General features: G+C 73.3%; 11 protein-coding genes. 3 read left to right on the forward strand and 8 right to left on the reverse strand.

The annotated features are described in order from the left end of the window. Window positions 1–151 precede the first annotated feature (151 nt). Genes ACIPKM_RS04365 through ACIPKM_RS04385 form a run of 5 tightly spaced genes read right to left on the reverse strand, consistent with a single transcriptional unit; the run spans window position 152 to window position 4058 of the window. Window positions 152–475: a hypothetical protein gene (locus ACIPKM_RS04365; protein ID WP_139199461.1), complete on the reverse strand. Its 324-nt coding sequence runs from the start codon at window positions 473–475 to the stop codon at window positions 152–154. A 10-nt stretch (window positions 476–485) separates the two neighbouring features. Then, window positions 486–1112 carry a response regulator transcription factor gene (locus ACIPKM_RS04370; protein WP_070417009.1) on the reverse strand — a complete coding sequence of 209 codons (627 nt, stop codon included), beginning with the start codon at window positions 1110–1112 and terminating at the stop codon, window positions 486–488. Then, window positions 1109–2332 carry a sensor histidine kinase gene (locus ACIPKM_RS04375; protein ID WP_402736243.1) on the reverse strand — a complete coding sequence of 408 codons (1224 nt, stop codon included), beginning with the start codon at window positions 2330–2332 and terminating at the stop codon, window positions 1109–1111. Before ACIPKM_RS04375 ends, ACIPKM_RS04370 begins: the two co-directional genes overlap by 4 nt. A 23-nt stretch (window positions 2333–2355) precedes the next feature. Then, on the reverse strand, window positions 2356–3126 hold the full coding sequence (locus tag ACIPKM_RS04380) for an ABC transporter permease (RefSeq protein ID WP_175473755.1): 771 nt from the start codon (window positions 3124–3126) through the stop codon (window positions 2356–2358). Continuing rightward, window positions 3123–4058 (reverse strand): ABC transporter ATP-binding protein, encoded by a 936-nt coding sequence (locus tag ACIPKM_RS04385; protein ID WP_229085414.1) that lies wholly within the window; start codon window positions 4056–4058, stop codon window positions 3123–3125. Before ACIPKM_RS04385 ends, ACIPKM_RS04380 begins: the two co-directional genes overlap by 4 nt. A 138-nt stretch (window positions 4059–4196) precedes the next feature. On the opposite strand from ACIPKM_RS04385, the gene ACIPKM_RS04390 reads away from it, so the two are divergent. Then, window positions 4197–5390: a GAF domain-containing SpoIIE family protein phosphatase gene (locus tag ACIPKM_RS04390; protein ID WP_071294472.1), complete on the forward strand. Its 1194-nt coding sequence runs from the start codon at window positions 4197–4199 to the stop codon at window positions 5388–5390. A gap of 483 nt (window positions 5391–5873) precedes the next feature. On the opposite strand, the gene ACIPKM_RS04395 is transcribed toward ACIPKM_RS04390, so the two are convergent. Both ACIPKM_RS04395 and purD read right to left on the reverse strand, forming a co-directional pair. Then, window positions 5874–6743: a phosphoribosylaminoimidazolesuccinocarboxamide synthase gene (locus tag ACIPKM_RS04395; RefSeq protein ID WP_261647035.1), complete on the reverse strand. Its 870-nt coding sequence runs from the start codon at window positions 6741–6743 to the stop codon at window positions 5874–5876. Then, window positions 6740–8008: a phosphoribosylamine--glycine ligase gene (gene purD / locus ACIPKM_RS04400; protein WP_229085417.1), complete on the reverse strand. Its 1269-nt coding sequence runs from the start codon at window positions 8006–8008 to the stop codon at window positions 6740–6742. Before purD ends, ACIPKM_RS04395 begins: the two co-directional genes overlap by 4 nt. 57 nt (window positions 8009–8065) lie before the next feature. On the opposite strand from purD, the gene ACIPKM_RS04405 reads away from it, so the two are divergent. Then, on the forward strand, window positions 8066–8428 hold the full coding sequence (locus tag ACIPKM_RS04405) for a sterol carrier family protein (RefSeq protein ID WP_071294508.1): 363 nt from the start codon (window positions 8066–8068) through the stop codon (window positions 8426–8428). 375 nt (window positions 8429–8803) lie between these two features. On the opposite strand, the gene ACIPKM_RS04410 is transcribed toward ACIPKM_RS04405, so the two are convergent. Next, on the reverse strand, window positions 8804–11377 hold the full coding sequence (locus tag ACIPKM_RS04410; protein ID WP_402736244.1) for a LuxR C-terminal-related transcriptional regulator: 2574 nt from the start codon (window positions 11375–11377) through the stop codon (window positions 8804–8806). Between the two features lie 107 nt (window positions 11378–11484). Between ACIPKM_RS04410 and ACIPKM_RS04415 the strand changes: the two genes are divergently transcribed. Continuing rightward, the gene (locus ACIPKM_RS04415; RefSeq protein ID WP_083295078.1) at window positions 11485–11880 is read left to right on the forward strand and encodes a hypothetical protein; all 396 of its coding nucleotides are present in this window, start codon (window positions 11485–11487) and stop codon (window positions 11878–11880) included. Window positions 11881–11929 lie beyond the last annotated feature (49 nt).

The raw sequence follows: 11929 nt of genomic DNA on the forward strand, positions 1-11929 counted from the left end.
AATATTACCATCGCCCGTGTGTTGGGGGGGGCCCCCCCCCCCGGGCGCCCGCCCCCCGCGGGGGGGTGGTGGTTTTTTTTGGGGGGGGGGCGCCCCCCCCCGGGGCGGGGGGGGGGGGGGGGGCCCCCCCCCCCCCCCCGCCTCCTGTGCGTCAGCAGCCCGTCGTCGTCAGCGTGACCGTCGCGACCTCGCCGTTCGACACGGTCGCCTCCTGCGGGCAGAGCTCGTTCGCCCGCACGGTCACCTTGCCCAGCGGTACGCCGGCGAAGTCCGCTGTGCCGCCCGGGAACACCCGCTGGTGCTCGGAGAGCTTCCCGGTCTCGGCGGTGAAGACCTTCACCTCGTAGGGGTGGTCCGCGGCGTTGGCCGACACGGTCACGGACAGCTGCCCGGTGGAGTCGTGCGCACCGCAGCCGGTGAGCGTCAGGGCCGCGGCGACGCCGAGGACGAACACGGGGGCGACACGTCGGAGCACGTCGGCAAGGCTACGCCGTCCCGAGCAGCCAGCCGTTGTCCGCCGCGACCCGGAGCGCCTCGGTCGCGTTGCGCGCGGCGGTCTTCCCGATCGCGGACGACAGGTGGTTGCGGACCGTGCCCTCGGACAGGTGCAGCGACCCGGCGACCCCGGCCACGGTCGGCGCCGTGCGGAAGGCGATGAGCACGTCGGTCTCCCGCGGGGTGAGCGGGGACGGGCCGGCGGCGAGGGACTCCGCGGCGAGCACGGGGTCGACGACCCGGAACCCGCCCGCGACGCGTCGGACGGCGTCGGCGAGCTGCTCGGCGGGGGTGTCCTTCACGACGAAGCCCGCGGCCCCGGCCTCCAGCGCGCGCCGGAGGTACCCGGGCCGGCCGAACGTCGTCACGATGAGGGACCGGCACGTGGGCAGCGATCGGGCGAGGGCAGCGGCGGCGGTGAGCCCGTCGGCGCCGGGCATCTCGACGTCGAGCAGGGCGACGGTGGCGCCGGACGACCGTGCTGCTTCGAGCACCTCGTCGCCGCGGGCCACCTGGGCGACGACCTCGATGTCCCGCTCGAGCGACAGCAGGGACGCGAGCGCACCGCGGACGAGCGCCTGGTCGTCGGCGAGGAGCACACGGATGGTCTCGGTCATCGTCGGTTCCTCTCGACCCGCAGCCGGAAGCCGCCCAGGTCGCTCGTGCCGGTGGTCAGGGTCGCCCCGACGGCGTCGGCACGCTCGCGGAGCCCGCGCAGCCCGTTGCCCGGGGTGGTGGAGGCGGCGTCCGGGTCGAGCAGGCCCGTGCCGTCGTCCTCGATCGTCAGGGCGGACCGGGTGAGCGTGACCCGGACCCGACTGGCGGCCGCGTGGCGGATGACGTTCGTGACGCCCTCGCGCAGGACCCACGCGAACAGGCTCCGGACGTCGTCGGCCGCCGCGTCGCCGTCGCGGGGGAGCACCGCGTCGATCGCCGCGGCCTCGAGTGCCGCCCGTGCCGACACGAGTTCGGCGTCGAGGTCGGCCTCGCGGTAGCCGCTCACCGCGCGCCGGAGACCATGCAGGGCCTCGCGGGAGAGTCGCTCGACGTCCTGCATCTCGGTCTTCGCCCGGGCCGGGTCGACGTCCACCAGCCGCGCGGCGAGCTCGGACTTCATCGCCACGACCGTGAGCGAGTGGCCGAGGACGTCGTGCAGGTCGCGGGAGAACCGTGCGCGCTCCTCGACGACGGCGAGCCGGGTGATCTCGTCCTGCGCGACGCCGAGCCGCTGTTCCGCTTCGCGCTGCCGGCCGAAGAACAGCATCGACGCTCCGACGGACACGGTGATGACCGGGGCGAACAGGATGCCGCTGTTCACCGCCGTGTCCCAGCCGGTGCTCGCGGCGACGAGGAACTGTGCGCCGAGGATCGCGAGCACGACCACGCCGGCGACCCAGAACCGTTCCGCGACGAACCCGGACAATGCGGCGACGAGCAGCCAGGTCCAGACGGCGAGCGGCCCGACCACGAACAGCAGCAGCCCCGCGAGCAGGGCGACCCCGGCGAGGACCACGACTCGTCCGCGCAGGCTCCGCCGCCACATCAGCTCCGGCGCGAACAGGTACGCCGCGTAGACGACGGCGAGGGCCACGGTGGAGAGGACGTGCGCCCGGAGGCTCCGGCCGTCGCTCCAGACGGCGATGATCTCGAGCACCTGCCAGAGGAGCGCGAACACCGCGCCGGTGTACCAGCGGCGCCGCCCGATGCGGATGTCGTCGTCGCTCGCGCCCGGTGGGACGGCCCACGGGAACGATCGGGGTGACGGGCGGGACGACCTGGAGGCGCGTGGTGCGTGCTCCGCACCGCGCGCCTCGGTCGTGCTGGTCGCCTCGGACATCGGTGCCAGCGTAGGACCGTCGGTCACTGTCGTGCGGCGTCGCGGCGGTAGCGCCACACGATCACCGCGGCGAGGACGATCGCCCAGCCCGCCAGGACCATCGCCGGCTCGGTCATGCCCGAGGACCCGGTCGCCCCGGCCCCCATCTGCCCGATCCGGTTCAGCCAGTACGAGGGCAGCAGGTGCGCGACGCTCCCCATCCAGCCCGGCATCACCGACAGCGGGACCCAGAGGCCGCCGAGGATCGCCAGGCCCATGAACACCACCATGAAGAGCGGCTGCGCGAACGACGGCTTCGCGAACTGCCCGATGAGGATCGCGATGAGGGCGAACGGGATCACCCCGCACCAGATGCCGAACCCGGCGGCGAACCAGTGCAGCGGGTCGAGCGAGGCGTGCAGGACCACGGTCGCGACGAGCACCGTGATGACGATCGACACCGCGGAGAAGGCCATCGCCGCGATCACCTTCGAGACCATGAACCCCCACCCGGACAGCGGCGTCACGCGGAGCTGCCGGTTCCAGCCGATCGACCGTTCGTTGACGATCGCGAACGCCTGGCTGAGCGCGGCCATCATCGCGCCGTACGACGCCATCTGCAGCGTCGTGACGGTGAGGTACTGCAGGTGCGTCGTCGGGTCGGTCTGGGACCCGAACGCCGAGCCGAACACGAGCAGCATGATCACCGGGACGGCGAAGGTGAAGACCATCGCGCGGACGTTGCGGAGCTGTCGCTTCGTCTCGAGGTACACGTAGCGGATCGGCAGGCGGCCGGAGGCGGTGGCGGTGGTCATGCGAGGACTCCTTCGGGAGCGGTGTCGGTGGGAGCTGCGGCGGGGTCGGCGGTGAGCGCGAGGAAGGCGTCGTCCATGGTCGAGGCGACCACCTGGATGTCGTGCGCCTGGGGGAACGTGGCGAGCAGGGCCCTGAGGGTGTCGTCGCTGCGGTCCGAGCGGAGCGTGACGGAGTCGTGCCGCGCCTCCAGGGAGACGACTCCCGGCAGACCGCGCAACGCGACGTGCGCGTCGGCGCCGAGCCCGGAGAACCGGACCGCGCGCGTGGCGGTGATCGCCTTGATCTCGGCGGGCGTGCCGTCCGCGACGATCCGGCCGGCGCGCATGATGACGATGCGGTCGGCGAAGGTGTCGGCCTCGTCGAGGTAGTGCGTCGCGAACACGACCGTGCGCCCCGCGTCGGTGAACTCGCGCATCGACGACCAGAACGTGTGCCGGGCCTCGACGTCCATCGCCGCGGTCGGCTCGTCGAGCACCAGGAGGTCCGGGTCCGAGACCACGGCGACGGCGAACCGTGCGCGCTGCAGCTGCCCGCCGGAGAGCTTGTTGACCCGGCGTCCGGCGATCTCGGTGCAGCGCGCTCGCCGGAGGGCCTCGTCGACCGGCATCGGACGCCGGTGTGCCGCGGCGACGAGCGCGACCGCGTCCCGGACCGTCGTGTCCGGCAGGAGTGCGCCGCCCTGGAGCATCGCGCCGACCCGGCCGGCGACGACCGCGGCGCGGGGCTCCTCGCCGAAGAGCAGGGCCTGGCCGGTCGTCGGCGTGGACAGCCCGAGCGCGAGGTCGACGGTCGTGGTCTTGCCGGCGCCGTTCGGGCCGAGGAGGGCGACGACCTCGCCCGGACGGATCGTCAGGTCGACGCCGTCGACCGCGGCCACAGCGCCGAAGCGCTTGCGGAGGTCGCGGAGCTGGATGACCGGTGTGTCGTTCATGGTCCACAGCCTGGCGTTTCGTGCGGACGTACCCCTCTGCGGTGCGTCACGGATCGGGCATGACATCTGTCACGGCCGACCCCGGCGTCCTCCGTACTGGGGACGGCCACTGTCCGGTAGGCGCGTTAGCGTGGGTGTATGCACCACGAGCCCGTCGTCACCGACCGACCCGCCACGGACGCCGTCCGGCGGGCAGCGCTCCTCGCCGCGCTGGACGTGGTCGAGGGCGGGCCCGAGGAACGCTTCGAACGGATCACGCGGATCGCGCGCGAGGCGTTCGGCGTCACCGGCTCGTTCCTCAACCTCGCGGGGGAGTCCGAGGTCTTCATCAAGTCGCAGCAGAGCGACACGGTGTTCGGCCCGACCATCCCGCTGCACGACACGTTCTGCGGCCGGACCCTCGCGGTCGACGGCCCCGTCGTGGTCCCCGACGCCCGCGCCGACGTCCGGTACTCGGACATGCCGATGGTCGTCGACGACCCGAACGTGCGGTTCTACGCCGGGGTGCCCCTGCGGGTGGGCGACGACGACGTCAAGGTCGGCACGCTCTGCCTCATCGACCCGGCACCGCGCACGCTCGACGACGACGACCTCGCGCTGCTGCAGGAGCTCGGCGTGTGGGCGGAGCGCGAGCTCGCCGCCGGCGCCGACGAGGACCGTCTCCGCTCGGTGCTCGCCGGACTCGAGCCGGCCGGTGTCGACCTGCCCGGGTACCGCGTCGGCGGCATGTCCAAGCCGCACGGGGTCGTGTCCGGTGACTTCCACGACTGGCACGTCGACGGGGCGTCGCTCTCGGTGACCGTCGCCGACGTCATGGGGAAGGGGATGTCCGCCGGGCTCCTCGCCGCGACCATCCGTGGTGCGCTGCTGGCCCGGGGGACCTCGTCGTCCCGCGACGCCGTGGCGGCGCTCGAGGCGCAGGTCGCCCCGGACCTCGGTCGTGCCGAGTCCTTCGCGACGCTGTTCCACGGCCGCCTGACGACCTCGACCGGGCGGATGGAGTTCACCGACGCCGGGCACGGTCTCGTGCTGCACCTGCACGCGGACGGCACCGAGACCGTGCTGCGCTCGTACGACCTGCCGATCGGGCTGCACCCGGTCGGTGCCGCGCGGGTCACCGGGACGCTCGAGCTGGAGCGCGGGGACGTCCTCATCGTCGTGAGCGACGGGGCGCTCGAGCTGTGGGACTCCACGCTCGCGTCCCTCGGTGCGCTCGGGGCGATGTGGCGGGACGCGCCGGAGCTCGACGTGTTCTTCGGGCGGGTGCGGGCGCGTGCGGCGACGCACGACCCGGGGGACGACCTGACGGTCGTGGTCGTCGCGCGCGACTGACGGGGCGCGGGCGGGGCGCCGAGAGGACAATATCTGTCGCGCTCGTCGCCGCGCAGCGGCACTTCGTGCGCCCTCGGCGGACGTGAGCGGCGTGTTGTGCCCGCTCGCGGGAGCGTCCGGCGGGCGTGCGGCCTGGAGGCGCGGGTCGGCCTGGCGCCGCGCCTCCCGTCCGGCGGTCGCGCGGGTCAGGCGCCGAGAGAGCACGTTCCGTCGCGCTCGGCGCCGCGGGGCGGCACTTCGTGCGCCCTCGGCGGACGTGAGCGGCGTGTTGTGCTCGCGCGCGGGTCGTCCGGCGTGCGTGCGGCCTGGAGGCGCGGGTCGGCCTGGCGCCGCTCCTCCCGCCCGGCGGTCGCGCGGGTCAGGCGCCGAGAGCGCAAAATCTGTCGCGCTCGGCGCCGGCAGGCGGCACTTCGTGCCCTCTCGGCGGACGTGAGTGGCGTGTCGTGCCCGCTCGCGGCGCCCGCGCCCGCGCCGGCGCGGGCGCTACGCGCCCAGGCGCTCGATGAGCTCGCGGTAGCGCTCGGCCGTCCGCGCCACGATCGCCTCGGGCAGCACCGGCGGCGTCCCCTGCCGATCCCAGTTCGCGCTGAGCCAGTCCCGCACGATCTGCTTGTCGAACGACTCCGTGCGGTTCCCCGACCGGGCGTCCCAGTAGCGGCTGGAGTCGCTCGTCAGGACCTCGTCGGCGATCCGGATCTGCCCCGAGGCATCGCGCCCGAACTCGAACTTCGTGTCCGCGATGACCACCCCGCGGTCGAGCGCGATCGCCGCCGCCTCGGAGTAGACGCGGAGCGAGAGGTCCCGCAGCTGCGTCGCGACGTCGGACCCGACGAGGTCGACCGTCTGCTCGAAGGAGATGTTCTCGTCGTGCTCACCCTGCGGCGCCTTGTACGCCGGCGTGTAGATCGGTTCGGGCAGCTGGTCGCCGTTCGACAGACCGGCGGGGAGGGGCACGCCGCAGACGCTGCCGGACTGCTGGTACTCGGCCCATCCGCTGCCGACGAGGTACCCGCGGACGACGCACTCGACCGGGAACATCTCGAGCGGCATGACGTGCATGGAGCGCGACGCCACCGACGACGGCACCGGGGTCCCGCCGGCGGACGGCGCGATGAGGTGGTTCGGCACGTCGGCGAGCTGGGTGAACCAGAAGCGGGACAGCCGGGTGAGGAGCTCGCCCTTCCCCGGGATCGGCGGCTCGAGCGCGAAGTCGTAGGCGCTCACCCGATCGGACGCGACGAGGAGCAGCTCGGTGGCGCTCGCGACGTCGGCGGTACCGGTGGGGACGTAGAGCTCGCGGACCTTGCCGGAGGAGACGTGCTGCCAGCCGTCGAGGACGGGCGCCGGGCTCATCGGGCGACCTTCGCGGCGATGTCGGTGCGGAACTGCGCTCCCGCGAGCGTGATGTCACCCAGGCCGGCGTAGGCGCGGTCGCGGGCCTCGGCGAAGGAGGACCCGGTGGCGACGACGCTCAGCACCCGCCCGCCGGTCGCGACGAGCTGGTCGTCGAGGACCCCGGTGGCGGCGTGCGCGACGGAGACCCCCTCGCGCGCGTTCGCGGCGTCGATCCCGGTGATCGGCCGACCGGTCTGCGGGTTCTCCGGGTAGCCCTCGCTCGCGAGCACGACCGTGACGGCGGCCTCGTCGCGGAACGACGGCGCCGGGGTGCCCCCGAGCTGCCCGGTGGCCGCGGCGAGCATCAGCCCGCTCAGCGGGGTCGCCAGGCGGGGGAGGACGACCTGGGTCTCCGGGTCGCCGAAGCGCGCGTTGAACTCGATGACCCGGACGCCCTGCTCGGTGACGATGAGCCCGCAGTAGAGGAGGCCGACGAACGGCGTGCCCTCGTGCTCGAGCCGACGGACGGTGGGGAGCGCGACCAGGTCGGTGACCTCGTCCACGAAGGCCTGCTCGGACGCCCAGCGGTCGGCGAGCCAGGGCAGCGGCGAGTACGCGCCCATGCCACCGGTGTTCGGCCCGACGTCACCGTCGCCCAGTCGCTTGTAGTCCTGTGCGGGGCTGAGCGGTCGGACGTCGTGCCCGTCGCTCAGGAAGAACAGGGAGACCTCTTCGCCGTCGAGGAACTCCTCGACCACGACGTGGCCGTGCTGCAGCCAGTAGGTGGCGTGGTCGATCGCTGCCTGGCGGTCCTCGGTCACGAGGACGCCCTTGCCGGCGGCGAGCCCGTCCGCCTTCACGACGTAGGGGGCGCCGAGCTCGTCGATCGCGGCGACGGCTTCGTCGACGGTGCCGGCGTACACCGGGCGCCCGGTGGGCACCGCCGCCTCGGACATGATCCGCTTCGCGAAGGCCTTGGAGCCCTCGAGCTGCGCGGCGGCCTTGCTCGGACCGAACACCGGGATGCCCCGTGTGCGGACCGGATCGGCGACACCGGCGATGAGCGGCGCCTCGGGACCGACGACGACGAGTTCGACACCGTTCTCGAGCGCGTACTCGGCGACGAGGGCACCGTTCGTCGGGTCGATCGAGACGGTCTCCACGTCGGCCGCGATGCCGGCGTTGCCCGGCGCTGCGGTGATGACGTGACCGGCCTGCTCTGCGAGGAGGGCCGTGATGATCGCGTGCTCGCGGGCACCGGAACCGAGGACGAGGATTCGCACCCGATCACCCTACCGATCCCGACTCGCCCGTTGCGATGCGACGGCTAGCCTGTGGACATGCCACCCAGGAGGATCGAGGACGCGGAGGGCCGCGCGGCGCTCACCGCCGTGCAGCAGGGGGCCACCGCTCGGCCGACCCTGGCGACCGCGGTGCGGTGGTCGTTGCAGCGCCTCGCGGAGGACGTGCCCGGCAACAGCGTCGAGGTGCGGGTCCCGCCGTTCGCGGCGGTCCAGGCCGTCCCCGGTCCCCGGCACACCCGTGGGACGCCGCCGAACGTGGTCGAGACGGACGCGGCCACGTGGCTCGCGCTCGCCACCGGCGAGCTGCGCTGGGACGAGGCCGTCGCGCAGTCGCGCGTCAGCGCGTCCGGGTCACGTGCGGACCTGACGGACTTCCTGCCGGTGCGTCTGGCCGTCTGAGACGGCCGCCGACACGGCACCACAGACGGCCCCGAAGCGGGACAGCAGGCGGTCCGGAGCAGCCAGCAGACGGTCGCGTGTACCGGACGGGAGGAACGGTGCCAGCCCGCCCCGCGCCTCCTGGTCCATACGGACGCAAGTACTTAGACGGCCTCACCGAATTAGGTAGTACCTACTGATGTGACGTCACCGACCCGGCGAATACCGTAGAAGTCGCCGGGATTCGGACCCGACCCGAACGGGTCCGAACCCGGCGACAGGGTCAAAGGTACGCGACATTCCGTACATCCTGTCAACCGTTCCGGCGAGTCGTGCTGCATTCCGCAACGAACCTGCGGCTTCCGGAGGCGCGGTTGCGCCCGGACGACTCGCCGATCAGAGCAGCTCGGCGAGCTCCGTGCGCGCGTGCAGGTCCCACTTCGTGAACACCCGTGACAGATGGGCGTCGATCGTGCGCACGCTGAGGCCGAGCACCTCGGCGATGCGGCGGTTGCTCATGCCCTGTGCGGCGAGCTCCGCGACCTCGTACTCGCGGTTGGTCAGCGGTGGCTTCACCCGTCCGGCCGACACCGCCATCCCGTGCGACGCGAGCACGCCCTGGGCCGCGATGATCCGGGTCCGTTCGTCGGCGCGGATCGCCTCGGCGTACTCGACGATGGCTCCCGCGAGCGGTCCGTCGACCCGGGTGGCAGCGTCGCGCATCCGTTCGAGGGACGCGGCGGAGTCCCGCCCGTTCAGCATGTCGTTCGTGTAGTGCAGCGTCTGCGCGTACATGACGTGCGTCCAGGACCCGCTCGCCGTCCCGCGCTCGATGATGTCGTCCGCGTGCCGCAGGCCCGCCGGGTTGCCGAGCACGGCCTCGGTCCACGCGATCGTCACCGCGATCTGCTCGCCGATGATCCGCATCGCCCGGAGCGGCGTCGACCGGGCGCGTTCGAGCGCTGCTGAGGCTTCCTCGGCGCGGCCGGCGTAGGCGTACGACATCGCGAGCCGTGCCCACGGGTAGGCCGCGAACCCGCCGTGGTCCGCCACGTCGTACCGCTCGCAGGCGGCCGAGAACGCGGCGATGGCGTCGTCCCAGCGCCGCTGGCCGAGCGCGAGGTTGCCCTCGCCGATGAGCTCGAGCGTGAAGTCGTACTTCAGGTAGGGGCTGGACCGGCGGACCGGGACCTCGGTGATGAGGTCGGCGATGTCGCCCCGCCAGACCTGCAGCTGGTGCAGCACGGAGACGATCTCGCCGACGCTCCAGGGGGCGTCCTCGAGGTGCTCGACCGCGGTCGCCAGGCAGGCCCGGCCGAACGCCGCCGCCTCGTCCAGCCGACCCCCGGTCGCGAGGGCCATCACCGCGCACGGCGCCAGACAGAGGAAGGCGAACGGCACCGTCGCCGCGTGCACGATGCCCGAGCGCTCGAGTTCGGCGCGGACCTCGTCGAAGCTGCCGCCCCAGCCGAGGTGGGCGAGCCGGAGCAGCCGGAGCCGTTCGACGGCGTCGCCGGAGACGAACCGCGCGGCGACGTCGGTGAGGGCCACCGCGGCGAGGACGTCGTCGTCGTGGAACTGCCGGATGTTCGCGAGGGTCTCGCACGCCTCGATCACGGCGTGGTCGTCGACCTCGGTCGGGGCCGAGCACACCACGGCCCAGGCGGCCTCGGCATCGGCGCGACCGGCCTCGCGACCGGTGCTGTACGAGTGCGCGAGCGACCGCAGGCAGTGCGCGGCGACCCGTTCGCTCGGGCTGAGCGTGGTGCGCAGGGCCGCCGAGGCGAGGGCGATGCCGCTCTCGTGCTCCTGCAGCCGGACGGCGACCTGGGCGGCGTCGAGCAGCTGGTCGACCGGGGGCAGCACGCCGCACTCCAGCGACCACAGCGCGGCACGGAGCCGGGCGGCCGGCGGGGCGCCCTCGGGTCGGTCGGTACGGAACGCGTTGGCGCGGGCGAACAGTGCCGTGCGCCGGGCGACCGGGACGAGTGCCCGGACGACCTCACCGACGAGCGGGTGCGACGGACGGACGACCGCGGCGCCGTCCTCGAGGGAGTCGATCCGGACGAGGCCGAGCGCCACCACCCGGTCGACGTCCCCGCCGCTGACGAGCCCGATCAGCCGCGCGAGGGGGATCGGGTCCGCGAGGGCGACGATGTCGACCACGTCGCGGAGGTCCTCCGGCAGCGAGCCGAGCTCGGTCCGGTACATGTCGGCGAGGCTGTTCGACGCCGTCACCCGGCCCCGCCAGTACCAGCCCGTCGCGGTCTGGTCGAGGGCACCGGAGGCGAGTGCGGACCGGACGACCTCGCGGATGTAGAGCGGGTTGCCGGCGGTGGCGCGGTGCACCCGCTCCGCCGACGCCGTCTCGAGCTGGGCACCGAGCGCCTCGGCGATGAGCGACGAGGTCTCGTGCAGGTCGAGCGGTTCGAGGTCGATGCGCTCGAGCAGGTCGTCCTGCCACAGGGCGCGCAGGGGTTCGGGGAGCGCGGTGAAGTCGCGGCACGTCAGCACGAGACGGGCACCCTGCTCGCGGACGAGCCACGCCACGTACCGCGCCGAGATCGCGTCGAGGTGGTCGGCGTCGTCCACGCGCAGGAGGACGTCGCGATCGGTGAGCTCCTCGCTCTCGCGGAGGCGCTGCTCGGCACCCCCGGCACCGACGAGCTCGGCGAGCGACCCGGGGAGCTCCCCGAAGCGCTCGGCCACCGCGCCGAACGGCATCGAGCGGCTGGCGGCGACGGCGGTGATCGGCACGACGAGGGTCCGGCCGGAGGTGTCACGCCCGGAGACGCGGTCGGTGACCCGCACCGCCGCCGAGCTCTTGCCGAGACCGGGAGCCCCGACGAGTGCGACGCTCCACCGGTGCTCGGCGACGACCGAGACGGCTCGGTCCTCCTCGCGACGCTGGAGGATCGGCCAGCCGATCCGCGCCGGGATCCGGGAACCACCAGTGGTCCGTTCGCGCATCTGCCGTACCTCCTCCCCGTGGATACCGATCGGTAGGGACCATCCTCTCCCGGATCGACCTGGCCGCACAGACCGGAGCACGTCCCACAGTGGGGGACAATGGGACCGTGAGCAACACCGATCGACCCGACGAACGACCGGCTCCGGCGCCGAACGCCGTCTCCTCCTCCGACGAGGTGACGATCCGTCGCGCCCCGAAGTTCGGCGTCTTCATCGTGGGCGGTGCGGTGCTCGGCTTCATCGCGACGCTCATCGTGGTGTCGCTCACCATGGACATCGACCGCGGGGACACGCAGGAGACCGCGAGCTTCGGCAGCCTGGTGGGGTACTTCAGCCTGTGGGGCGTCACGATCGGCGCCTTCGTCGGCGCGGTCGTCGCCGTCGTCCTGGACCGCGTGTTCTCGCGCCGTGCGGCTCGCCTCACGGCGGAGCGCGTCGAGGTCGAGCTGCCGCCCGAGACGGTGGACGGCGAGATCGAGGACCACGGCGACCAGGCGCGGTAGACGCGACCGGACGAACGGACGGGAGGCGCGGTGCCAGCTGGCACCGCGC

It is taken from the genome of Curtobacterium sp. NPDC086286 (assembly GCF_044746255.1).
GTDB lineage: Bacteria > Actinomycetota > Actinomycetes > Actinomycetales > Microbacteriaceae > Curtobacterium.